Origin of the sequence: Natrinema salaciae (genome assembly GCF_900110865.1) — an archaeon.
GTDB classification, from domain to species: Archaea; Halobacteriota; Halobacteria; order Halobacteriales; family Natrialbaceae; genus Natrinema; species Natrinema salaciae.
This window is the reverse complement of record NZ_FOFD01000003.1, coordinates 767,573-790,328: the sequence shown is the minus strand read 5'-3', so window position 1 is coordinate 790,328 and position 22,756 is coordinate 767,573. Positions and strand designations below refer to the sequence as shown.

At 65.1% G+C, this 22,756-nt stretch carries 26 protein-coding genes and 2 pseudogenes; 13 read left to right on the top strand and 15 right to left on the bottom strand.

The window, feature by feature from the left end; genetic code table 11:
- Window positions 1-185: 185 nt before the first annotated feature.
- Window positions 186-464: a gas vesicle protein GvpA gene (gene gvpA / locus BMX07_RS13150; RefSeq protein WP_090618336.1), complete on the bottom strand. Its 279-nt coding sequence runs from the start codon at window positions 462-464 to the stop codon at window positions 186-188.
- Window positions 465-840: 376 nt separating this feature from the next.
- Here gvpA and BMX07_RS13145 point away from each other — a divergent pair, with 376 nt between their 5' ends.
- Window positions 841-1,311: a GNAT family N-acetyltransferase gene (locus BMX07_RS13145; protein ID WP_090618335.1), complete on the top strand. Its 471-nt coding sequence runs from the start codon at window positions 841-843 to the stop codon at window positions 1,309-1,311.
- 123 nt (window positions 1,312-1,434) lie between these two features.
- On the opposite strand, the gene BMX07_RS13140 is transcribed toward BMX07_RS13145, so the two are convergent.
- Window positions 1,435-1,647, bottom strand: coding sequence for a hypothetical protein (locus BMX07_RS13140; protein ID WP_090618334.1), 213 nt, complete (start codon window positions 1,645-1,647; stop codon window positions 1,435-1,437).
- A gap of 216 nt (window positions 1,648-1,863) precedes the next feature.
- On the opposite strand from BMX07_RS13140, the gene BMX07_RS13135 reads away from it, so the two are divergent.
- Both BMX07_RS13135 and BMX07_RS13130 read left to right on the top strand, forming a co-directional pair.
- Window positions 1,864-2,046 (top strand): hypothetical protein, encoded by a 183-nt coding sequence (locus tag BMX07_RS13135; protein WP_090618333.1) that lies wholly within the window; start codon window positions 1,864-1,866, stop codon window positions 2,044-2,046.
- Complete coding sequence (locus tag BMX07_RS13130; protein ID WP_090618332.1) at window positions 2,043-2,690, top strand: class I SAM-dependent methyltransferase; 648 nt, start codon at window positions 2,043-2,045, stop codon at window positions 2,688-2,690. The genes BMX07_RS13135 and BMX07_RS13130 overlap by 4 nt, the downstream gene beginning before the upstream one ends.
- A 453-nt stretch (window positions 2,691-3,143) precedes the next feature.
- Here the strand turns inward: BMX07_RS13130 and BMX07_RS23790 are convergent.
- From BMX07_RS23790 to BMX07_RS13115, 3 genes and pseudogenes are all read right to left on the bottom strand, one after another.
- Window positions 3,144-3,272 (bottom strand): annotated as a pseudogene (locus tag BMX07_RS23790) (ArsR family transcriptional regulator); the annotation flags it as partial.
- A gap of 25 nt (window positions 3,273-3,297) precedes the next feature.
- The gene (locus BMX07_RS25150; protein WP_090618331.1) at window positions 3,298-3,570 is read right to left on the bottom strand and encodes a helix-turn-helix domain-containing protein; all 273 of its coding nucleotides are present in this window, start codon (window positions 3,568-3,570) and stop codon (window positions 3,298-3,300) included.
- Between the two features lie 23 nt (window positions 3,571-3,593).
- Window positions 3,594-3,875: a hypothetical protein gene (locus tag BMX07_RS13115; RefSeq protein ID WP_090618330.1), complete on the bottom strand. Its 282-nt coding sequence runs from the start codon at window positions 3,873-3,875 to the stop codon at window positions 3,594-3,596.
- 233 nt (window positions 3,876-4,108) lie between these two features.
- On the opposite strand from BMX07_RS13115, the gene BMX07_RS13110 reads away from it, so the two are divergent.
- Window positions 4,109-4,564: a PadR family transcriptional regulator gene (locus BMX07_RS13110; RefSeq protein WP_090618329.1), complete on the top strand. Its 456-nt coding sequence runs from the start codon at window positions 4,109-4,111 to the stop codon at window positions 4,562-4,564.
- Between the two features lie 211 nt (window positions 4,565-4,775).
- On the opposite strand, the gene BMX07_RS13100 is transcribed toward BMX07_RS13110, so the two are convergent.
- Window positions 4,776-6,434, bottom strand: coding sequence for a potassium channel family protein (locus BMX07_RS13100; protein WP_090618327.1), 1,659 nt, complete (start codon window positions 6,432-6,434; stop codon window positions 4,776-4,778).
- Window positions 6,435-7,272: 838 nt separating this feature from the next.
- On the opposite strand from BMX07_RS13100, the gene BMX07_RS13090 reads away from it, so the two are divergent.
- On the top strand, window positions 7,273-7,704 hold the full coding sequence (locus BMX07_RS13090; protein ID WP_090618325.1) for a helix-turn-helix domain-containing protein: 432 nt from the start codon (window positions 7,273-7,275) through the stop codon (window positions 7,702-7,704).
- A gap of 156 nt (window positions 7,705-7,860) precedes the next feature.
- Window positions 7,861-8,553 (top strand): hypothetical protein, encoded by a 693-nt coding sequence (locus BMX07_RS13085; RefSeq protein ID WP_090618324.1) that lies wholly within the window; start codon window positions 7,861-7,863, stop codon window positions 8,551-8,553.
- Between the two features lie 23 nt (window positions 8,554-8,576).
- Here BMX07_RS13085 and BMX07_RS13080 read toward each other — a convergent pair whose 3' ends face one another.
- Both BMX07_RS13080 and BMX07_RS13075 read right to left on the bottom strand, forming a co-directional pair.
- The gene (locus BMX07_RS13080; RefSeq protein WP_090618323.1) at window positions 8,577-9,320 is read right to left on the bottom strand and encodes a class I SAM-dependent methyltransferase; all 744 of its coding nucleotides are present in this window, start codon (window positions 9,318-9,320) and stop codon (window positions 8,577-8,579) included.
- Window positions 9,317-10,384, bottom strand: coding sequence for an alkaline phosphatase family protein (locus tag BMX07_RS13075; RefSeq protein WP_090618322.1), 1,068 nt, complete (start codon window positions 10,382-10,384; stop codon window positions 9,317-9,319). The genes BMX07_RS13080 and BMX07_RS13075 overlap by 4 nt, the downstream gene beginning before the upstream one ends.
- 259 nt (window positions 10,385-10,643) lie before the next feature.
- On the opposite strand from BMX07_RS13075, the gene BMX07_RS13070 reads away from it, so the two are divergent.
- On the top strand, window positions 10,644-10,961 hold the full coding sequence (locus BMX07_RS13070) for a DUF7853 family protein (RefSeq protein ID WP_090618321.1): 318 nt from the start codon (window positions 10,644-10,646) through the stop codon (window positions 10,959-10,961).
- Between the two features lie 73 nt (window positions 10,962-11,034).
- Here BMX07_RS13070 and BMX07_RS13065 read toward each other — a convergent pair whose 3' ends face one another.
- Together BMX07_RS13065 and BMX07_RS13060 are read right to left on the bottom strand one after the other, a co-directional pair.
- On the bottom strand, window positions 11,035-11,352 hold the full coding sequence (locus BMX07_RS13065) for a DUF7977 family protein (protein ID WP_090618320.1): 318 nt from the start codon (window positions 11,350-11,352) through the stop codon (window positions 11,035-11,037).
- 86 nt (window positions 11,353-11,438) lie between these two features.
- Complete coding sequence (locus tag BMX07_RS13060) at window positions 11,439-12,464, bottom strand: zinc-binding dehydrogenase (RefSeq protein WP_090618319.1); 1,026 nt, start codon at window positions 12,462-12,464, stop codon at window positions 11,439-11,441.
- Window positions 12,465-12,605: 141 nt separating this feature from the next.
- On the opposite strand from BMX07_RS13060, the gene BMX07_RS13055 reads away from it, so the two are divergent.
- The 6 genes and pseudogenes from BMX07_RS13055 to BMX07_RS13030 all read left to right on the top strand — a co-directional run bounded on the left by BMX07_RS13055 (window position 12,606) and on the right by BMX07_RS13030 (window position 16,758).
- Entirely contained in the window at window positions 12,606-13,463 is an 858-nt protein-coding gene (locus BMX07_RS13055) for an ABC transporter permease (protein WP_090618318.1), read from the top strand.
- Entirely contained in the window at window positions 13,460-14,383 is a 924-nt protein-coding gene (locus BMX07_RS13050) for an ABC transporter ATP-binding protein (RefSeq protein ID WP_394328391.1), read from the top strand. The genes BMX07_RS13055 and BMX07_RS13050 overlap by 4 nt, the downstream gene beginning before the upstream one ends.
- Window positions 14,380-15,018: a hypothetical protein gene (locus tag BMX07_RS13045; RefSeq protein WP_090618316.1), complete on the top strand. Its 639-nt coding sequence runs from the start codon at window positions 14,380-14,382 to the stop codon at window positions 15,016-15,018. Before BMX07_RS13050 ends, BMX07_RS13045 begins: the two co-directional genes overlap by 4 nt.
- Window positions 15,005-15,289: pseudogene (locus BMX07_RS13040) on the top strand (transcriptional regulator); the annotation flags it as partial. The gene BMX07_RS13045 and the pseudogene BMX07_RS13040, both read left to right, overlap by 14 nt.
- Window positions 15,290-15,437: 148 nt before the next feature.
- Window positions 15,438-16,004: a MogA/MoaB family molybdenum cofactor biosynthesis protein gene (locus BMX07_RS13035; RefSeq protein WP_245742111.1), complete on the top strand. Its 567-nt coding sequence runs from the start codon at window positions 15,438-15,440 to the stop codon at window positions 16,002-16,004.
- Window positions 15,997-16,758 carry a 5-formyltetrahydrofolate cyclo-ligase gene (locus BMX07_RS13030; protein WP_245742110.1) on the top strand — a complete coding sequence of 254 codons (762 nt, stop codon included), beginning with the start codon at window positions 15,997-15,999 and terminating at the stop codon, window positions 16,756-16,758. Before BMX07_RS13035 ends, BMX07_RS13030 begins: the two co-directional genes overlap by 8 nt.
- 495 nt (window positions 16,759-17,253) lie before the next feature.
- Here BMX07_RS13030 and BMX07_RS13025 read toward each other — a convergent pair whose 3' ends face one another.
- From BMX07_RS13025 to BMX07_RS13005, 5 genes are all read right to left on the bottom strand, one after another.
- Window positions 17,254-17,586: a DUF7126 family protein gene (locus BMX07_RS13025; protein ID WP_090618313.1), complete on the bottom strand. Its 333-nt coding sequence runs from the start codon at window positions 17,584-17,586 to the stop codon at window positions 17,254-17,256.
- Window positions 17,583-18,500: a glutamine-hydrolyzing GMP synthase gene (gene guaA / locus BMX07_RS13020; protein ID WP_090618312.1), complete on the bottom strand. Its 918-nt coding sequence runs from the start codon at window positions 18,498-18,500 to the stop codon at window positions 17,583-17,585. The genes BMX07_RS13025 and guaA overlap by 4 nt, the downstream gene beginning before the upstream one ends.
- A gap of 365 nt (window positions 18,501-18,865) precedes the next feature.
- Entirely contained in the window at window positions 18,866-20,896 is a 2,031-nt protein-coding gene (locus BMX07_RS13015) for a malectin domain-containing carbohydrate-binding protein (protein WP_175480140.1), read from the bottom strand.
- A gap of 154 nt (window positions 20,897-21,050) precedes the next feature.
- The gene (locus BMX07_RS13010; protein ID WP_090618310.1) at window positions 21,051-22,121 is read right to left on the bottom strand and encodes a TrmB family transcriptional regulator; all 1,071 of its coding nucleotides are present in this window, start codon (window positions 22,119-22,121) and stop codon (window positions 21,051-21,053) included.
- Window positions 22,122-22,402: 281 nt separating this feature from the next.
- Window positions 22,403-22,735 (bottom strand): glycoside hydrolase family protein, encoded by a 333-nt coding sequence (locus BMX07_RS13005; RefSeq protein WP_090618309.1) that lies wholly within the window; start codon window positions 22,733-22,735, stop codon window positions 22,403-22,405.
- Window positions 22,736-22,756: the final 21 nt, after the last annotated feature.

The window sequence follows — 22,756 nt, the reverse complement described above, 5'->3', positions numbered from 1 at the left end:
TGTGCGAACAGCGAGTTCGATACGATCGCGACCGGATGAACCGGCACCGGCTCCGAACCCGGCGTTCGACGGGGACGGACGGTCCCCTCGGGTACCATCCCGCTATCGTCGGATTGCCCGTCGCGCTGGTCCGCGAAAAAGACGATCGATTGGAGCGTTCGTGACGGCGCAGCGAATCCGGAGTGTTACTCGGTCGCTGCCTGTGGCGACGACTCCGGTCGCGTCTCAACCTCGAGTTCGTCCAGTTCGCCCTCGGCCGTCGCTTGCTCGATCTTCGCGATCTCTTCTGCGTAATGCAGGAAGGTGTCGACCGAAGCGACGACGACGCGGGCCTCGACGGTGATCAGTTCGATCCCGACGACCGAGATGCGTGCCCAGACGTCGATGACGACGCCCTTGTCGAGCACGCGATCGAGGACCTCGGCGAGACTCGACGAGTCTGGTCGTGCTTGAGGGGATGCCATAACGATCTCCGTCCGAAGGTGCAGCGCGAGCGGTATTCATCCCGAGGGCTGCGTCGGCAAGCTATCGCTCGGAGCACGTTCGTCGGGAGGAGCCACGACATCGAACCGGTGTCGGAAAGCGGTCCGCGTCTCGTCACGCCGACCGGATGCAGAGATAGTCCGGACCGCCAACCCACTCCTTTCGCGCGATGTATCCTCGCACGCCTGACTCGGTTCGTGCGTGCCGACTATGGCGGAGTTTCAGATAGTGGATGGGGATGATAGCGGGTCGCCCGCTGCACGGTGTGCCGTCACAACTGCTCGAGGAGGTCGTCTCGACGAAGGTACAACTACGACGAACGGAAACGTCTTTCAGCGTCAGCGAGTTGCCACGATCATGAACGTTCGAAACATTCGCGAGGACGAGATCGAAACTCTGGTCGACGACCTCTGGGTCCCCTTCGCGGCGGAGATGGCGGACCTCGATTCGTACAACGAGGTGGCCGACGAGGTGCGAGAGAGCGCGCTGACGTATCGACGGGATCACCTCGCGGACGACGACGTGGCGACCTTCGTCGCGGATGCCGACGGACCGATCGCCGGGTACGCCGTCGTCGTGTCCGGCGACTCGCCGCCGGTGTTCGCGCGCGGGCCGGAAGCGACGCTCGAAGAACTGTACGTCGTCCCCGCGCACCGAGGGGAGGGGATCGCGACGGCGCTCATGGACCGGGCAGAGGGGTGGGCCGCGGACCGCGGCTGTGACTACATCACCCTGTCGGTGAACGCGAGCAACGACAGCGCCGCCGCACTGTACGAGTCCAGCGGGTACGCGGTTCGACGACACAAGATGGACAAGCCGCTCGAGTGAGACGCCCGCCTCGCTCCGATCCGGAACGACCCAGCGCGGTAGCGGGCCGCCGAACGGATCGGTGGGGACTCGAGACGGGCTCGAGCGCGGTCGGTCGGGCGAAACGGTCGTACCCGCCCATCGCTACTCCTTGTGCGCAAACGTGAGAAAATAAGCGGCGATCGCCTGCATGATACCCAAAGAAATGCTTGCAGCAATCGGTGACGGTGAATCTATCCGTAATACCGTGGCAAGTACAAAATAACCGAGAGCAGACGAAGCGCCGACAAAAACGGCTGCTTCGCCACGGGAGAGGGTTTCTGCCCACCTATCGAGACGATCATAGATCTCGCTCACGGTCTCTCTATCGACTATATTCGAAGAAGAAAAATTCGCTTTCGACTTCCGTGCGTGTGTCACCGTTCGCAGAAAGGACGCGTCAGCCAGTTCACCAGTGGTCGTCGCATTCGACGGGAGCACACGAAACACCGTGGGAGAACGCTCGAGGGGCGCGAACCAGCAGTCGATAAATAGCAAACAAATATAAATATTGGAAAGATTAACATTTAATCGATGTCAATTATCGTGGATCTCCGCTCGGTCACGATGCTCCCGATTGCCAACGTTGCCATCCCCACCGCCCTCATCCTGCTCATTCTACTCGTGGGTGGACTGATCAGTGGGGGGCTACTCTTCGGGCTCGCCTATCTCATCTACAGGTTCACTCGCGGATCGGAAGCGCGTACAGGACAGTGACACGGGAACGGACGCGCCATAGCAAAGCGTGGTATAACGCGCTCAGTCGGTACTACGACGTCTTCATCGATCCGTTTCAGGGTCGTCTTCGGCGACGCGGAATCGAGCACCTCAGCACGTCTTCCGACGACTCCGTTCTCGACGTGGGCTGTGGGACCGGCCGTGGGGTCGCCAGATTGCAAACCGCTGTTGGATTCGACGGGCAAGTCGTCGGGATCGACGTTGCGGAGCAGATGTGCCGACTCACACAGGATCGCCTCGACGACGGGGGTCCGTCCACGGTTGTCTGTGGCGATGCACTGGCGTTGCCGTTCGATACCGACAGTTTCGATGGTGTTCTCGTGAGCTTCACGCTCGAACTGTTCGAAGACGATCACCGGACAACGATACTCGAGGAAATTCGTCGTGTGCTCAACCCACAGGGTCGCATCTGTGTCATTAGTCCCTCAAAAGCAGCAGGCACGATTGTTTCGCCACTCTACACGCGACTCAACGAGGTGTTGCCGACGCTGGTCGATAGTCGCCCGCTCGATGTCAGTGCCGTCCTCGCTGATGCCAGTTTCGAGATCGTCCGAACCCAAATGGAGCGGGTGCTCGTCGTCCCGGTCGAACTCGTCGTCGCTCGTCGTGGGTCACGCACCTGAGGACGACGCTTCGACACGGCTGACCCGCCTCTGCTGACCGGGTTCGCATGCGAGAGGCAGTGTCTGCAGCGTGGCGCGCCGAGACTCACACACCCCTGACAAATAGTTCGCTGGGCAAGAAGCAGATGGAGTTACGCCGTGATTCGCGGGAGTCTTCCCGAAAACGGCTGTGCGGAATGTCGAACGTGCTTCCCAGTTCAGGGTAGTATGGAGAAGGACTGCTCAAGAAGCGAGCTGCTGGTTCGAACTGGTTCTGCGGAGTCCGAAATAGAAGGCTGGGATCAGTACACCCGTCAGAACCAGACCGACGATTACCGGAGTGATTCCCGTCGGATCTGGACTGACGACAAACGAAACTGAAAACCCGAGAAGCAACGCAAGCGCGACCGAAATCAGCCCTCTCACGATTGCCTCCATGGCCAGAAATTCTGTTACAGCTTCAATAAGCGTGATCATTCTGTAATCGATGTTGGCCTCGACGGTGGACGGGGTCGCGACGAGGGGACGGTTCCCCTCGTTGAGACGGAACTCGAGGATCGCGTCGTCGGCTCGCGTCAGCCAGTCCACTCGTGGCCGTCGCATTCTGCATCCACCGGATCGGCGCTGATTAGTCGTCGCTCAGTTCTAGGTCTGCGGCGTCAAGTTCGCCCTCGAGATACGCGCGACCCCGATCCGTAATACGGTAATAACCCCGACTGTCGTCGACTTTCCGAAGGAGCCCGTGGTCTTCCAAGACCGGCAAACGGCGTTTCACTGTCGGATGGGAGACGCCGTCGATGTTGTACGAGACCACCGCTGGTGGCATCGCTATCCCTGTTTCCTCGAAGAACTCGAGCAGTACGGGATCGGATTTCGTCATCCACGATATCAGCGGGCGCATTCAGTTCTCGTTCGGGTCGAGCGTCATTCCTCGTTCAATTCCAACTCCTCGGCGTCGAGTTCGCCCTCGAGATATGCCCGACCCCGCTTGCTAATCCGATACAGTCCCCGATCCGCGTCGTAATACTCCACGAGTCCACCGTCTTGCAGCGCCCGCAGTCTGCGCCGCACGTGCGAAATCTTGTAATCGATGTTGGCCTCGACGGTGGACGGATTCGCAATGAGGGGCCGGTTCCCCTCGTTGAGAAGGAACTCGAGGATCGCGTCGTCGGCCCGCGTCATCCAGTCCACCCGTGGCCGTCGCATTCGACCGTGAACACACGAAACACCGTGTTAGAACGCTCGATTCGATAGTATTTGTGCGTTGTTTAGCCCCTTCTAGTGCTGTATTCGATGCACTAGTACTAAGTGATGTCCGCTCCTTGACTGAACTAACGGAAGCCAGACGGACCCACAGCTACCCGAATTGGTCCCCGAAAACGCGGACCCGGTGCCCAACCACCGGCCCGCGTGGCTTCCGTAACCAACCAGCGAAAGCCATGCCTGACGACGATTCGCGGGACCTTGAACCTCCCGCTCGAGCAGACGCATCGCCCCCAGCCGACACCGCGGACGACCGGCGCGCGTGGGTCGAACTCACCGGCTTCCAGCGCGACTGTCTCGAGGCCGTCGCCCGGCGCGAACGCGACGGCTACCCCTGCTACCCCTCCGGAATCGCGCAAACCCTCGAGCAGCGGTATCCGGCGGTTAGCTCCGGTCGCCTCGAGTCGAGCCTGCGCGCACTCGTCGACCGCAGCCTCGTCGCCATGCGTGAGGGACTGGCCGGCCACGTCCCCGCCTACCGCCTCACTGGGGCCGGGCGCGCGCTGCTCGAGGGGCGCGCCGACCGCCTCGCCGCCCTCTGCGATCGCCGGGACACCGACGACGATGGAGACGAAGGGGCCGCTCGAGCGGAGCGAGCGGACCGGCCGCTCGGGACTCGAAACGAACGCTAGCGCGGTCGATCGCGCGGAACGCGTCCGGGCGATCCTCGAGCGGCGCTTCCGGGAGACCGACGACGGCGGCTTCCGGACGGGTCCCGGCTCGAGGACGAAGAGTTCCGCGTTCGCCGAGCTGACGCGGCTTTCGCGCGCTCGGTTTCGGCGACCCGCTCCGCGAGGAACCCCTCGTCCGTCGTCTCGGATTCGCGCGGCAGCGCCCCCGCGGTCACGAGCTCGTGACCGTTCGCTCGAACTCCTGGATCGCGTCATCGCTCCCCGCGACGATCACGTCGTCGTCGGCTTCGATGGTGATGCGTTCGTCGGTACGAACGGTGCCGCCGCGTGAGACGCCGACCACGGTCCATCCGCGTTCGATGTTGCGACGGGCGTTCGCCAGTGACTCGCCGGCGAACGGCGCCGCGTCGGCCCGAATCAGGCGAATCTGGTTCGTCGGCGACATGACCTGTTCGCCGTGGACCTCCGCCGCGACCAGCCGAGCGGACACTTGCTGGATGGAGAGAACGTAGTCGGCACCCGCTCTGAACGCTGCTCTCGTCTTGTCGCTATCGGTCACACGCGCGAGGATCTCGACGTCGCTCGAGAGCGAGCGGGCGATGGCGACGGTCATCAGTGCGGTCGAATCGGTCCCGACGGTGACGACCAGGGCCGATGCGTCGTCGATGCCGGCGTCGCGGAGCGTTTCCGGTTCGGTGACGTCGCCGACGACGTCGGGGTTCCGCCCCTCCGATTCGTCGATCGTCGTCACCGAGACGTCCGCCGGGAGTGCGTCGACGGCTGCGGTTCCGCCCTCGCCGAAGCCGGCGACGACGAGCTTCGAGGGAGTCTCGATGCGCCGCGACCGGACGCCCGCGATCTCGTCCGTAATTTCGTCGAGCTCGCTCCTCGTTCCGGCGACGACCAGCACGGTATTGGGCGTGAGTTCGTCGTTCGGTGACGGCGGCAGGTGCAACTCGCCGTCGAACCAACCGGCGACCAGCGTCAGGTTCGGGTGGTTCACGATCGGCGAGTCGCTGACCCTGACGCCGTGGAGCGGGCTATCTCGACGGACGAGAATCTCGCGGACGTCGACCTCGTCCTCGTCGTCTCGGTCGGGTCCCGTGACCGGTGTCGTCGCTTTCTCCGCCAGTCGCCGGCCGATCAGCGCGTGCGGAGCGACGCTGCGGTCGACGCCGACTTCCGCGAGTGCCGCCTTGCGTCGCGTCGACTCCGTGAAACTGATCACCCGCAGGTCCTCGTTGGCTTCGAGCGCCGTCAGGACGATGCTCGCGGTTCTATCGCCGGCGTCGGTGATGAACAGCGACGCTCGTTCGATCGTCGCGCGGTCGAGGTCCGACCGTTCCTCGGGATCACCCGTGATAGCCTGATAGCCCTCGTCCGAGAGACGCTTCGCTTCCTCCACGTCGGATTCGATGAGGACGTAGTCGATATCCAGTTCCTCGAGTTCGTCGAGGAGCAACTCGGTGTCGTGCTGGTACTCCGCGATGACGACGTGGTCGTTCTTGCTCGTGAGGCGGTCGGCGAGGTTCAGTGGCGTCCGCTCGAAGAGCGGAATGACCAGGACGCGCAGCGTGACGAACCCGATGATGACGCCGGTAAACTGGATCGTCACCATGAGAACGTTCATCACTGGCGTCGCCCAGGGCGAATCCGCACCGTACCCGGTCGTCGTCATCGTCTCGACTACCGTGTTGAGCGACCGGAAGATAGACTGGGGGTCGTTCTCGAGCGTCCGCATTCCCCAGTTGTAGACGACCGTGTAGAAGAGGACGACCACGACGAGACTGATCACGAATAGCACTAACAGCCGTTGACGCTGTGTGAGATCGCGCGGGTGCAGTCCCTCGATATCCCGAAGTTCGCGCATTCGATAGCCTCCAGTCACCGTGGATAGTATCTCTGATTGATTAAGTGGCCGGTTTGCCCGGACTGCCTGTTGTCACCGTGTATCGGCCCGTGAGCGCGAGCGTTCCGATCCCGGGCTGTTCACGCCCTCGGTTCTCGGGATGATCGTCGCCGCGGTGATCGTGACGGCGCCGACGAAGATCACGAGCGGCTACCTCGGCGGGGACCATCTACGCCTTTACCGTCGGTTACGTCCTCGTTATGAGCACCCTCGTCCACCAGTCGATAGATTTGGCTGATGAGCAAGAGGTCTTGAGCCAACTCGAGCGAATTCACAAGCGGGGAATTGACGGCGGGTTATGAGAACTGCTCGTCGGATTCGAGTTCTTCTGCAGGCAGTTCGCCCTCGAGATACGCACGACCTCGGTCCGTCATCTGGTACCGTCCATCCGCGATTTTTTCCACAAGACCGTGCGCTGTGAACTCGGAAAGACGATTTGAGACGTGCGGGCGAGTCATATCCAGATTGTAAGCGATTATCGCAGGAGATTGCACTACGAGAATCTCGGGGTCACCTACCGCTTCGAGGATACGGAAATCTTCACGCGACATCCAACTTGGTCGTTCTCGAATCGACACGATTAGGCGCGAATACTCGTGCTGGGACCATTATTGTCATTAACCAAATACTATATCGTAACTTTCGATTACGGTACCGTAATCAGAATTAAGTGCTATCCGGACCTGAGAGTATACAACGGAGGCCAGACGGACCCACGGCTACCCGAACCAGTCCCGAAAACGCGGACCGGTGCCTGAACACCGGCCCGCGTGGCTCCCGTAATCACCCAGCGAAAGCCATGCCCGACGACGATTCGCGGGACCGTGAACCCCCCGCTCGAGCGGACGCATCACCCCGAGACGAACAGACGGCAGACGGCCGCCGCGCGTGGATCGAACTCACCGCCTTCCAGCGCGACTGTCTCGAGGCCGTCGCCCGACGCGAGCGCGACGGCTACGCCGGCTACCCCTCCGGGATCAAGTGGACCCTCGAGCAGCGGTATCCGACGGTCAGCCGCGCGCGCCTCGAGCCGAACCTGCGCGCGCTCGTCGGCCGCGGTCTCGTCGCGACGCGCGACGGACGCGCCGGCCGCGTCCCCGCCTACCGTCTCACGGACGCCGGGCGGACGCTGCTCGAGGGGCGCGCCGACCGCCTCGCCGCCCTCTGCGATCGCCGGGACGACGACGGGGAGGAAGGGGCCGCTCGAGACGACCGCGAGCGGGACGGCTGACCGGGGGCGCTCGCCAACGCCGCGGACCGGCCGGCGGTCGCCACCGTCCGCGCGACCGGAAATTATATCTCGCCAGCATGTCGACCTGCACCGGACGAACGCGCTCGACTCGAGTTCTTCGGAGCCGGTTCGAACGTGGTCGCCACACCCACGATCATGACCACGACACGCAGATCCGACGGGCCGAACGGGAGACGACGATTTCTCGCCTTGGTCGGCGCGGGTGCCATCGCGGCGACCGCCGGCTGCACCGGGGACGCGAACGAGCCGGATAGCGAGGGCACCACCGACGACGACGGAGGCAACGGTGGCGGGACCGATCCCGACGGAACCGAGGCCGCCGCGTCCTGTGACGACCTCCGCGGATCGCCGACGGCGTTCGATCCCCCCGACCGAGCGTTCCCCTACCTGTTCGAGTACCCCGACACGTTCGAGGAGTACAACAGCGAGATCAACGAATCGAGCAGTTCGATCGGTGCCCAGTTCGGCCACGCCGAATCGGCGGAATCCGCGTCCTATCCCGTCAACGTGGTCATCCGCCAGCACAAGGGCGCGACCGACGACGACGCGGCGGCGAACAACTGGGTGACGAGTTTCGGGTCCAGCGACCGGCTCGACTGGACGCTCGCCTACGAGGGCGAGACGATCGAGGGCTACGAGCTCACCGCCTTCGACGACCCGGCGTCGGCCGCGTGGCGCTTCCTGTTGCCGGCCCACGAGACCGACGGCGTCCGCGGGGTGCACGTGCAGTTCCAGGACGACAGGGACGACTCCCCGTGTTTCGACGAGGTCGCGACGATCGCACGGGACGTGCTCGAGTCGCTGACGCCCAATTCGGACTACCCGTAGCGTGCGGCGCGGTCCCGCTCGACTCAGTCCCGCCGACTCGAGGGCGGGACCCGCGCGATCCCCGTGTCACAGACCACGCAGGATCGAAGCCCGTTCGCGTCGGTAAACCGGTCGAACAGCCGCGAGAGCCGCACGTCGTGACTCGAGAGCACACCGCCCGGCTCGAGGTGGGATACCGCCGTCTCGTACTCGAAACGCATGTGAGGCAGCCGGTGGTCCGAGTCGTGGAGGAAGAGGTCGACGGGCCCGACGCGCTCGAGCAGTTCCGGCAGCACCGCCCGCGCATCGCCCTGGTGGAGCACCCACCGGTCGCGACACCGATCCGGGATCAGGTGGCCGTACTCGAACGGCCCGGGCGGCCCGCCGGGAAGATCGACCGCGTGTAGCGTCCCGCCGCCGTTCTCCGCCATCGCCGCCAGCACGTGCGCGTCGAACGACCCGAACAGCACGCCGGTCTCGACGGCGGTCTCGACCCCCAGCGCGCGGCAGACGACGTAGAGCGTGATCCCGTCGCGCCAGTGGGTCGTGTCGGTGGCGACGCCGGCCTCGTGGATCTCGGCGACGCGGTCGGCGTACTCGTCGTGGAACCACTCGAGGGCGGCGTACTCCCGCTCGTACTCGCGCAGGTCGGCCGCCGACGCGGGCAGCACGTCGGCCAGTCGATCGGCTCGCTCGCGGCTCTCCGCGCCGTAATCGAGTCGGCGTCGCTCGAGCCCCAGCCGGGCCTTTCGAAGCGCGTAGATCGCGTCTCGAACTCGACCGGTCACCGATACCCCAGCGCCTCGAGGCGCGATTCGATGTCGTCGCCGTCGGCGTCGGGATCGCCGTCCGTTCGGACGCCGTCGGGAAGCGCGGCATCGCAGGTCCCCCGGTCCCGTCCCTCGCGGACGACCCAGGGGACGCGTCGCAGGGAGGGAACCGGCGTGCCGGGCGGGTGCGACCAGACGCCGAACTCGCCGATCGCGTTGCCGTGGTCGCTGGTCATCGCGACCGTCCCGTCGCAGTTCGCGAGCAGCCGCGCGAGGTCGTCGAGGACCCACTCGAGGTTGTCCCGGTAGGCCGCCCAGACCGCGTCGAACGACAGGTCGCCGTTCCGAAGTTTGATCCAGGGGTCGTTCATCGCGTCTCCGCCGTCGTCCTCCTCCTCGGCGGCGGCCAGCGCCTCGAGCGCCTCGCGTTCCTCGGCCGAGAGCGCCTCGGGATCGAAGTCGGCCTCGTCCCCCGCGGACGCGTCGTCGGTGAACTGCCCCCAGTGCTCGATGTCGGCCGAGCCGAAGAACCACCCCGGCCGCGACCGGAAGGGTGCGTGGGGCTGCATGTAGTGGACCAGCACGCGGTCGACGCCCAGTTCCTCGCGCGCCCGCCAGATCGCGATCGCGGCGTCGGTCAGCGGTTCGGGCGGGATCGTCGAGATGTCGTCGTCGACCCAGTCGTCCCGCCAGGCCTCGTGAAAGACGGCGAAGTCGTCGACCGAGAGCGGGAGGACCTCGTCGGAGGTGACGAGAATGTGCTCGCAGGACTGCGACGAGAAGGGGTTGCCGGTCACGTAGGCGGTTCGCGCCATCTCCTCGCGGTGCTCGGGGGCGAAGGTTCGATCCATCCACTCGGCGGACTGTGACCCGACCGACCACAGCGAGTCGACGGCGTCGTCGTCGGGCAACGCGGGGTGGCCGGCCGCGGCGACCTCGTTCATGAGGTCCAGCCGACAGCCGTCGAGGACACAACAGACGTCCCACTCGCGCTCCCAGATCGGGGTGGCGGGAACGAGTCGCGAGAGCGCGTATCCGATGCGTCCGGTCGCGATCTTCCCGGATAGCGTCGCCAAGTCCATTACCGTCGCTCCTGTCTGTCACCTGGACGCGATTCTGTTAGTAGCTTTTGATCGCCACCCGGAAGGTCGGGGTCCGTGACACGCGACTGGCATCTCGGCCACCGAAACGCGGCTACGAGCGCGATCGCTGCTGGTCGGGCGCGACGGTGGGCGATCCCGTCGATCGAACGCCGCAACTATGCCACACGGTAACAAGGCTTATTACGAAGCTGTTCGTAGCGTTGCGTGAGGACCGACAAACCCGGTCCCGTCTGACGAAATGAGCTCCTCACAACCGGAAACCGAGACGTACGAAGTCACGCTCTCCAGAGACGAGCAATGGGTCGTCCACCACGTCCTGTCGAGCCGCCTCGACGAGGCACTCGGCGCGGACGAAACACCACCAGAGTGGGTACTCGAGGGAATCGAGACGCTCGAGACCGGCGACGAGACGGAACGATTCACCGACCCACAGGCCGACCGTATCTACGACGAGCTTGCCGCGTACGTTGACCGGGAGGAGACGCCCGACCGGGACGTCGATCACGGATCGACCGTCCTCGAACTGCTCGAGGACGTCCGCGAAGCACCGGCGTAGCTGCGGTCGCCGCATCGCTTCCCGTTCGGTTTTTCGCGCTCACGGCATCGGTCAGCCCCGCGACCGACCGGGTTCAGGGTCGGGTCGTCGCCCAGACGGCCGTCACCGCGAGCACGATTGCGGGCGCTAACGGTAGAATCAGTAGCGCGAAGCGGTAGCCCTCCGCGCCCGGCGGAACGAGATAGATGGAAGCCGGCGCGACGAGAAACGCGAAACACAGGACGCCGACGAGGGTCCAGCCGCGCCAGTCGAACTCGCGGTCGGCCGTCGCAGGGTGGGCCGGATCGTCGCCCGCGCCGTCGCTCGGCTCGTCGGCCCCCCGTTCGTCGTCTCCGCCGGCGTCGAACGCCGCCGGATCGTGGACGTAGCCGTCGTCGTCGCTCGAGGTCACTAGGAGTTCGTTTCGAGCGCGCAGTGAAAGCCCTCACGGTTGCACGAGCGGGAGCCACCGTGATCGGGGGTCGCGTGTCGCGCCGATCAGCGTTCGCTATCCGGCCGAACGACGACTTTGCCGAACCCCTCCCGGTTCTCGATGATCTCGTGGGCGCGCGCGGTCTCGCTCATCGGCAGCTCCTCGCGGATCGCGGGCTCGAACGTGCCGTCCCAGACGAGTTCCATCACGTCGTCGACCTGATCGGGCGTGGCCATCGTCGAACCGATGATCTGGAGCTGATTCCAGAAGATACGCGGAATGTCCGTCTCGGGGTTGCCGCCGCCGGTGCCGCCGCAGGTGACGAGCCGTCCGCCCTTGGTCAGGCTCTTCAGCGAATTCTGCCACGTCGGCGCGCCGACGTGTTCGACGACGACGTCGACGCCGCGACCGCCGGTCTCCGAGAGAACCCAGTCCGCGAAGTCCTCCTCCTCGTAGTTACAGACGTGGTCCGCGCCGTGTTCCTCGGCGTAGTCGAGTTTTTCCTCGGTGCTGCCGGTCGCGTAGACCTCCGCACCCGCGTAGTCGGCGATCTGGAGGGCGGCGTGACCGACCCCGCCGCTGGCTCCGAGGACGAGCACGTCCTCGCCGGCCTCGAGGTCGGCGCGCTCGATGAGCATTCGCCAGGCGGTCTGGAAGACCAGCGAACTCGAGCCGGCGACCGCCCAGTCGACGTGATCGGGGACGGGAATCAGGTTGTCCTCGGGGATCGCGGCGTACTCGGAGTGGACGCCGGTGACGTGTTCGCCGATGATGTGAAAGCGGGGGTCGAGCGTCGGGTCGTCCATCCGGAGATCGCCGACGCCGGCCGAGAGCGCGACGTGGTCGCCCTCCTCGAAACGGGTGACGTCCTCGCCGACGTCCTCGACGACGCCGGCCCCGTCGCTGCCCGGAATGTGGGGCATCTCGAGGTCGATCCCCGGCATTCCGCGCCGCGTCCAGATGTCCAGGTGGTTGAGCGCGGCAGCCTTGATGTCGACCAGCACCTCGTCCCGGTCGATCTCGGGATCGGGGTACTCGCCGTACTCGATAACGTCCGTGTCGCCGTGTTCCGCGAATTGGACTGCCTGCATATACGCAGCCCAACGGAAACGCCGTCCATAACAGTTGGCCTACCAGCATTCGACGTTCGAGCAGCGAGCGGTTTGTGACGGAAAGTAACTTTGTAACACAAACTACTATGTGTCAGCACCTCGTCGGGACGACGTAAGACGATGTCAGCCGAGATACAGGAAGGGTACGGGGCGGAACGCGAGTCGAGTGACGGGCTGCGGGTCTGGCTCGAGCAGGCCGAGGCGTTCACTCGACGGAGTCTACAGGAGGTCCGAAACAGTCGGCTCATGCTGGCATGGGTGATCGCGTTCCCGGCGATCATGTACCTGCTCCAGACGACACAGGAGGCCAGTGGGTCAGCCGTGTCCGACGCAATCGTCTCCATCGGAATCGGGATTCTGGGGTCGATGTTCGTCTGTCTCTTCGTCTTCGGGAATCAGCTCGCGACCGATCTCGAGGACAGACGCTACGTGGTCTATCGTTCGATGCCAATCTCGCCGTTGGCCGATCTGACCGGCAGAATGGCCGCCGGACTGGTCCTCGCGGCGAGCGCGTTCACCGTGACGATCGTCGCCGGCCTCGCAACCGGCGCGTCCTACGGCCTCCGCGGTCCCGAATCGGTGCCGATCGTTCTGGCCGCCGGCGTGCTGACCTGTCTCTTCTGGATGGTCGTGGCGATACCGTTCGTGGTCGCCGCGGGGAACAAACGGATCGCGTCGATGGCAACCACACTCGTCGCCGTCACGGCGTTCATTCTCACCGGACTCAACGGGGCCGTCCCGTCACAGTCGGTGATCGACGGGCCGGCACTGAACTACCTCCCGAACACGCTCCCGACGCGGCTGCTCGTGTATCACCTCGTCCCAGCCGAGAACTGGACCGAACTCGGCGTCGCGCCGCCCGGGATGCCGACCGGGCCGGCGTTCCTCGCACTGCTCGCCGCGTACGCCGTTCTCTCGACCGTTGCCGGAACGATGCTCGTGAACCGAACGCTCTACGATCAGGGGTGGCTGCCGTGAGCGATCCGGTCGCGACCGTCAGCGGTGTCAGCAAGTCCTTCGGCGAAGCGGGCGTCCTCGAGGACGTCGATCTCGCGGTCGAGGACGGGGAACTCCTCGTCCTGATGGGACCGAACGGCGTCGGCAAGTCGGTTTTGCTCTCCTGTCTCGCCGGCAGCCAAACGCCGTCCGCGGGCAGCGTCGACGTCTTCGGCGAGCCGACGACGGCCCGCGCCGACACGACGAGTTTCCTCTTGCAGGACGCGCTCGCACTCGAGTCCCTCACCGGCCGTGAGAACGTCGACTTCTACCGCCGGCTTCACCCGCAGTTCACCGACGAGTGGCGCGACCACGTCGAGCGGCTGGGGATCGCCGACGACCTCGAGAGACCCGTCGCGGACTACTCCGGCGGTATGGTTCGGAAACTCGAACTCGCCATCGCCGCCAGCATCGATGCCCCGCTGTACCTGTTCGACGAGCCGACCGCGGCGCTGGATCTCGGAACGATCCCGACGGTCCACGAGCTGTTTCGCGAAAAACGGGCGGCGGGGAAGACGATCGTCGTTGCCAGCCACCGACCGATGAACGCCGATATCGCGGACCGGATCGCTTTCCTCGCGGACGGCCGGATCGTCGCGACCGGACCGCCCGACGAACTGCTCGCGTCGGTCCCGCCCGTCCTCGAGACGGGTGCATCGAACGCGAGCGCCCTCGCGGACGTCGTCGACGGAGCCCCGTTCGCGGTGGCCGGGAACGTCCGCGGCTTCGTCCCACGGCGGTACGACGCAGGTACTGACGACGGGAGGTCGGTACGCGACGCGATCTCGGACGCTGCGGGGATCGATCGGACGGCCCTCGAGATCGTCGAACCGACCTATACCGACCTCTTCACGTACTACACGAACGGTGTGTCGACGCCGATGACTTCCGATCGACGATGACGGGGGACGTCTCCGAGGACGTCGACGCGGACGCGCTCCGGACCGACCTCGAGGAGATCAAGGGGGCGATGGGGCTCGCGTCGGACCACCCCTACTGGTGGCGGTTCTGGATCGTCGAGGGGATCTGCGTCGGGCTCCTCTTCGCCGTCGTCCAGTTCTGGCTCCGCGAGGGGTTCCGGCCGTGGATCGTCGTCGCCTTCGGCGGCGTGATCGCCGGCTGCGAACTCGCGAAGCGACGGCTCAGGTCGAACTACCGACCGCCGACGGGGGTGCCGGATCAGCGCCGCTGGGGCCTCGCCGTCTTCGCCGGAATCAGCGTCTTACTCGTCGGGCTCCGGCCCGTCTTCGAGAGCCTCGACGCGACGAACGCGGTCCGTCTGGCGCTCGTCTCTGCGGGGGCCGTCGTCGGCGTCGGCTACGTCCTCATGGGCCAGTTGCTCGCCGCGTCCGGTATCCGGGCCGTCGATCAGTACGCCTTCGTCGTCGGCGGCGCGTGGATCATGGCTCTCGCAGCGGTGATCCCCCACGTCCCCTTCCTCAGGGGATGGGAGTACGCCGCCCTCGGAGCCGGAATCGCACTGCACCACGTTGGAACCTACACCGTCCTCTCACGCTACGAAGATGGAATTCGATAAACTCGTCCACCAGCCCACGCGACTCCGCATCTTCGCGCACCTTTACGCCAACGGCGAGACGGGGTTTACCGAACTCACGTCGACGCTCGAGGTCACCGAAGGGAACCTCGCCAGCCACATCGACCGCATGAAAGACGCGGACTGCGTCGCCGTCGACAAGGCGTTCGTCGACGGAACGCCCCGGACGACGTATCGACTCACCGAACACGGCGAGGAACTGTTCGAAGATCACATCGAGACGCTCGAGTCGCTCATCGACGGCCTCGATACCGGCGCGTCGTCGGAGTCGGACCTGGAACCGGCGCACGATCCCGAATCGGGCCAGAGCCGCGACACCGATTCGGATCTCGGCATGGGACCGGATCCCAGTGCATAGCGCGTGTACGTAGTTTTTACCGGCCGGCTTTCGAAGACGACGTATGACCGACACGGAGACGGCCGACGCCGAACCCGGCGACGGAACGCTCTGTACCGGCGTCGTCACGATCGCGTCGAACCGGTCGCTCGAGAGCGACGACTCCGGAGAGGCGATCGTCACGGCGCTCGAGGACAGCGGCAACGAGGTTACGGTACGCGAACACGTCGGTGCGGATCACGACAGAGTGCAGTCGATCGTCTCGCGACTGATCGACCGCGACGACGTCGACGTCGTGATCACCGCCGGCGCGACGGGCGTCGAACCGACCGACGTCACGATCGAGGCGGTCGAACCGCTGCTGGAGAAAGAGCTGGCCACCTTCAGCGAACTGTTCACCGTGCTGGCCTACGAACGGATCGGCACGGAAGCCATCACCGCGCGGACGATCGCCGGCATCGCCGAGGGCTCGGTGGTGTTCTCCCTGCCGGGAGATGCCGATGCCGTTCGGCTCGCGCTCGAGGAGATCGTCGTCCCGGAAGCGCTCGCGATCGTCGAGCGCGCAGGGGTGGCCGAGTCGGACGCCGACGACGGCGAGGCTGAAGGCGACGGAGCCGACGGGGGTGCGTGACGTGACCGCCGACGGCGACGGTGCCGTGTCCGACGGTCTCGACAAGGAATCGATCCGCGAACGCGTCTGGGACGACCTGGAAGAGAGCGGCCAAGCGCGGTTCCCCTTCCCGCCCCACGGTCGGATCCCGAACTTCGCGGGCGCGAGCGAAGCCGCCGATCGGCTGGCCGAGCAACCCGAGTGGGAGGCGGCGACGACGATCAAAACGAATCCGGACGCCCCGCAGCTGCCCGTTCGGCGGCGCGCGCTGCGCGAGGGGAAGACGGTCTACATGGCGGTCCCGCGGCTTCGCGACGAGCGGTGTTTCCTGAAACTCGATCCCGCCGATCTCGAGGACTACGACGCGGCGACGACCGTCTCGGGGTCGTCGAAACACGGCGAGCAGGTCGGCCCGGACGCGGTCGACCGCGTCGATCTGATCGTCTCCGGGAGCGTCGCGGTCACCGAGCGCGGCGGTCGGATCGGCAAAGGCGAGGGCTACAGCGACCTCGAGTACGCCGTGCTCCGGGACCTCGGACTGGTCGACGACGGGACGCCGGTCGCGACGACGGTCCACGAACGGCAGTTGATCGACGACCCCGTCGCGACCGGAGCCCACGACGTCTCGATGACGCTCGTGGTCACGCCGGACCGGACGATTCGACTCGACGAGAGCGACCAGCCAGCCGGGATCGACTGGGACCTGCTCGACGACGAGCGACTCGAGGAAATTCCCGTTCTGAAGCGGCTTCGAGACCGAGAGACCGATAGCTGAGCGGGCTGTGTTCTCGGGAGTTCCGTTCGACGGACGGTCGCCCGATCGGTGTCGATCGGTGCACGGAAAGGGGGGTCCATCCCCGGAGCGCGGCGGAGACCGCCGCGCACCGAATGCCAGAATCGCAGGGTGCCACGCGAGCCGGGGTGGGGGTGGGCCCGCGTCGGCAAGGATCGGTTGGCAGTGGTGGGGGAAGGGTGCTGTGGTGGGGTTGCTGGAAGTCGCGGGAGCAGGTGGTGGGTGCCTTCGGTGGGGTCTGCCCGTCGACCTCCGTCGCATCCTACTGGCCGATCTCACTTGAACGGGGGTGATGGTATAGGGATCTTACGCCGAATTCCGCCGAATTCAATGCGAATTTATTCGCCCGAATTCGGGATCGAGACAGTTTACACTGCTACAATAGCGATTCGGCATTCCCTACAGTACGCAACGGACAAAACGGTCGCTCGATCGTCGTTTCCGGAGTCGTCGGGGACCGGTCGGGGGCCGTCGGCGTCAGTCGACGAGCTCGTCGGCGACGACGCTCGCGTCCATCAGCTGCGGGTCGATCGCGATGTCGAGCTGTCCCTTGACGAACTCGGGGACGGTCCGTCGCGCGTAGACGACGGTTCGCACGTCGTCGTTCAGGTCACACACGATCGGGATCGTCGTCGCCTGTCCGACGTCGGTCAGGACGTACAGGTCGGCAACGACGATGCCCGCCTCCTCGAGTTGCGGACGGGAGATAACGCCGGTGAGTCGGGTCACGTCGACGCCTTCGGTCTCGAGCGCCGCGCCGATGCCGTCCTCGTCGGGGCCGGCGACGACTGCGGTCGTCCCGGTGCTCATTCGTACTCGATGGTCGCGGGCGGTTTGTGGGTCACGTCGTACACGACGCGGGCGACGTTCTCGTGGGACCCGGTGATTCGGGACTGAATGCGCTGGAGCGTGTCCCAGTCGATCTCCTGGGCGCGAGCGGTCATCCCGTCACGGGAGTCGACGGACCGCACGGAGACGACCCAGCCGTGGACCCGGTTGTCGCCCTTGACGCCCGTCGCCTTGCCGATGACGGCCGCGAGCGCTTGCCACGGCTCGTACTCCTCGAGTTCCTCCTCGACGACGTGACAGGCGTGGCGCGCGACCTCGAGTTTCTCCTCGGTGACCTCGCCGATCACGCGGACGGCGAGACCCGGACCGGGGAACGGCATCCGTTCGGCGACGAGCTCGTCGAGGCCCAGGTGACGCGCGACTTCGCGGACCTCGTCCTTGTAGAGGTCGCGGACGGGTTCGACGATGCCGTCGAAGTCGACGACGTCGGGGAGTCCGCCGACGTTGTGGTGGGACTTGATCCCACCCTCGCTCTCGATGCGGTCGGGGTAGATCGTCCCCTGGACGAGGTAGTCCGCATCCGCGTCTTTCGCTTCGCGCTCGAACTCCCGGATGAACTGCTCGCCGATGACCGATCGCTTCTCCTCGGGGTCGGTGACGCCCGACAGGGCCTCGAGGAAGCGATCCTTCGCGTCGACGACCCGGAGCGACTCCATGTAGTCGAACGTCTCGCGGATCTGGTCGGTCTCGCCTTTTCGCATCAGGCCGGTATCGACGTACACCGGCGTGAGTCGGTCGCCGATGGCCTCGTAGGCCAGCGCGGCGGCGACCGAGGAGTCGACGCCGCCCGAGAGGGCGATGACGGCGTTCGCGTCGCCGATTTCCTCGTCGATCTCTGCAACTGCGTCGGGGACGAACGTGTCTGTCGCTACCATTCGCGGTCACCCTTCTGTCGTCCCATCGCAGCTGCGCACAGAATAGTTCTACCGAGCGTAATCGCCATGGCGAGTTTCGGATCGGCACGGACAAAACGATTTTGAATCGTCAGTCGGCCGCGTCCCCGGACGGGTTCGAACCGACGGCTCGAGTGGCTGGAAGCGACTCGAACGGTGTCCCTGCGAGGGGAATCTTGCCACCGGTGGCACAGGCACCGCCTGACTCACCCACGCAGTGGAATCCCACGGCTTCAGCCGTCCGCAGAACGCGAAGCGTTCTGATGGGCCACACAGGAGCGAAGCACTTGTGAACGTGGGAGGAGGTCAACCGCCGAGCGGAACGATACGTATCCGACTCGAGGCGACTACACCTGTCGCAGTAGTTCGAGAACGTCCGAGAAGCCGATTCGACCGTTCCCGTCGAAGTCGAACGCGTCGGGGTTGTTCTGAACCTCCTCGGCGTCGATGTTCTCGAAGAGGGCGTTGACGTCCCTGTGGGTCGGCTGGCCGTCGCCGTCGACGTCCTCGTAGCGGCCGTCCCCGTCCGGGTCCGTCGGCCGATTCGCGTTGTCACCCACGGCGGGAAGTTCGTCGCCGCCATCGGAGTCGGTGCTGAGCACCCGGATCGCACTCACCTTCGCGTTGTCCACACTCGCGGTGAACTCGATCGTCAGCGAACCGTCCGAGACGCTCACGCCCTGGACGGTCTCGACCGTCGCACGGTCGTGGCCGGCCGCCGCGTACAGGTCGTATTCGGAGAGCTGTTCGGTCCCCTCGACGGAGACGTCGAAGACCCGTTGGCCCGCGCTGCTGTGGTAGATTTCCGCGAACAGCAACTGCACCGCGTACGTCCCGTCCGGCACCGAGAGGTCGTACGTAAACTGCTCGCCGTAGCGCTCGGTCTGGTACAGCGCGTCGTCGCTCGTTCCCCCGATGTCGTCGGTCGTCGAGTTCGTCGAGCCCGTCGTCAGCGGGTCCGCCTCGTAGGTGATGTCGCCCGACGTGTAGCTGTCGCCGCCCGCGTTGATCGCCGTCACCACCGACCCCTCCGTCGTCGACACCGACGTCGTCGCAGCGCCGGACTCGTTGCCCACGCCGTCGACGGCCGTGACGCCCACCTCGTAGCTCGTCCCCGGCGCGAGACCCGACAGTGTCGTGCTCGTCGTGCCTGCCGGCACGTCCACGAAGTGCGCCCCGTCGATCGACACCGCGTAGTGGGCCAGTCCACTGCCACCGCTGTCGGTCGAGGCGTCCCACGACAGGTCGACGGACGTCAGCGTCGCGTTCGATGAGGACAGATTCCCCGGCGTCGTCGGGGGCTGGGACTCCGGATCTTCCGCCGGCTCGACGCCCCAGGAGAGGCGCCGCGCGAAGTCCGCGAAGTAGTCGTCGGCCCACCTGCCGATGGTCTCTCCACCGATGTCGGTCCAGTAGTTGGAGCCGTGATCCGTCGGGTTCCAGCGACCGCCCCAGGACGGACTCGTCGGATCGTCCGGATCGCCGTGGAGCAACAATGCGTAGGTGAAGAAGTCGCCGGTCTGCCAGCAGCCCCGACCGTTACAGCAGGGCTCGATGGTCGCCCAGTACTCGCCCAGCGCCCCGACACCGTGGATGTGCTCCTGCATGTACCCGCAGGTGTCCGCATTCGTGTGGGTCCACGTTCCGGTGTACGCGCTGTCGCTTTCGACCCACCAGAGGTCCGGGTGTTCGTTGTAGAGGTAGTCCCGTGCGTTGGGATCCTGGTCGGTGTTCCAGGAGCCGACCGAAGTCACACGGATCGAATCCGTGATCGAGGGGTCCTCGTGGACCGCCTGGGCGACCTCGGTCATCGAGCCGCCGACGGCCAGGTACAGTGGATCGTCGCTGTCGGCGTGCGCCCGGTCGATGATGTGCTGTGCAGTCTCACTGACGCCCGACGGCTCGTACCCGGACTGGGTACTACTCGCAGCCGACGTGACGAGGCCACGAAGCTCGTCTGGCGAGGGGAAGTCCGAGTGAGTGCGGTAGTTCTCCCAGTGCTCTTCGTACATGTCGATTTGCTTGTGGACCTCGTCCGAACTCGGAAGGGGCTGGGTAGAAGCGATTCCCTCGACGCGCAGGTAGTCCACGTACTGCAGGAAGTGAATCAGCCCCTGGGGATTGTCGCCCTCGCCACCGAAGTCGTTCAGGTAGATCACGCGTGGCCCGACGGCGTCCTCGCCCGTCGGTACGTGATACCCCTCCGGTGCGGATTGGGCGGTCACCCCCGACGTTCCAATCGCCATCGCCCCTAATCCCACACCGGCGGTCTTCAGCATCTGTCGTCGCGAGATCGTTCCTCGGTCGGTGCCCCCGGGCGTCCCGTAGTCGGTCTGGGCGTCCTCACCACGCCCCGCCGAAGCACGTTCACTTACCATTCGAAATAGCAACACGACATATAGATGCATTAACATTCCGGAAAATTTGAGTGTCATATGTCGTCACAGAGTGGAGACCCGGCCGGGCAGTGAGCGGCCCCCCAGTCAGCAGATCTTCGCCCGGGTGATGAGCAAGCAGCAGTTGTGGTGCGGATTAATCGTCGTCCGAGCCACCTCGTTCGAGCGTGACACGCTGTGCAGCGTAGTCCTCGATGGTGGCAGGTGGCCCACCGACGGTCACGCGACCGTCGTCCGTTCGGAGAATGAGTGCCTGTTCGGACATGAACGATTTCTCGTACGGATCCACGATCCCCTGGTGGACGCCGACGACCTCACCCGTGAGTTCCGTGCGCTCTCCGTCCTGGACGCGCCGGCATTGCACGGTCGCACGGAGGGACGTTCCCTCCCGACGATGCAGCGCAGCGTGGGCGACGGTTCTCGGATACAGCTCGAAGGTGTGCGGGAGCTCGACCGGATCGGGGGCCCACTCTTCGGTTCCGAGGCGCCACTCGTTGGCGAATATCGACCCGATAATCCGGCCCGACAGCCCCTCCTGATCGAAGAAGAGGCCGGGGCCGTACTGTTCGGTGTCGATCGGACCGTCCCCGTTTCGGATCATGAGTGACAGGGTGTAGTCGGCGGCGACCGCAAACTCCGCGAACACGTCGAGCCGTTCTCGGTATCGCAACACGTCCGTTATCTCCTCGATCGATCGTCCCTCGACGTCGCTCGTCGTGTCGGTGAGCACGAGCGAAAAAACGCCGCGTTGCCTGGCGGCTGCCAGCTCCTCGGCCAGTTCCGCCACCAGATCCACTGGGGCCACGACGATCACCCACTCCTCCGCGTTCGCGATCAAATCCCGACAGCGAGCGACGGTCGTTATCTCGCGTTTGAGAACCTCGACCTGATCGAAGCCGTCCGGTGAACGTTCGTACCTCGTTTCGACCTGATCAAGTATCGTGTCGTAACTGTCCTCGATGATGGCCGCCACTTCCTCCGGCGGGCTCGCTCGTATCATCGTCGGTTGCAGTTGCTCCTGCACGTCGACCAGTCCCCACGTCTCGAGGCGTTCACAGCTCCGGTAGACGTGGCGCTTCGAGACGTCCGTCAGTTCCGCGAGTTCCGACGCGTAAGCCTCTCCGACGTCGACGACGCCGAGGTACACCTCTATCTCGGCGTCGGAAAATCCCAGCCGTTCCAGTTCCCGTCGAAGTGGATCTGTCATTCTGTGTCCCAATGCCCGTTCCCACGCACCCGAATCGCCACTGATTCGTCACCTCGTCGACGCCGGTCGACGCGATCGTTTCCGTCCGAACCAGTGACGAGACCGTCCAGTTGGAGCCGTTAGAAAAACCGGGAAAGTAACTGTTAAAATTTTCTATTTGAAGGACATACATTCGCCTTCCGATTGGGGAATCGAGCGATTCGTGACGTCTCGACGACGATGTCGGCAGTAGTTCCGCTCGTCCCGTGGTGTCTCAGTTCGGTATCGAGTTTCCCTTTCATTCACCCGTAATTTTTATGAAGGAGATGTCGTGGCGGTACCCAGCCGGGACGGGTGTCGAAGGCCTCGCCCTGGAACGTCCAGTCGACGAGGTCCGACGAGGAGAGGATCGGAACCAGTCGTTCGCCGTCCGACTGATCGGAGGCCACGTTCGAGGCGGACGTCCACCGGGTCCCGTCGTCGGTGCGGTAGATCGTCGGGTCCGCGAAGTCGGACCGGACAGTGGATTCTCGTCGTACGTGTCGGCGTAACTCGTCGCCGAAACGCCGCCACTCGAGGCGGTCGCGCCGATCGTACCGATCGCTCCGTCGCTGATCGCTTTCAGCACCTGTCACCGCTCGAGCGCGTCGGCCCAG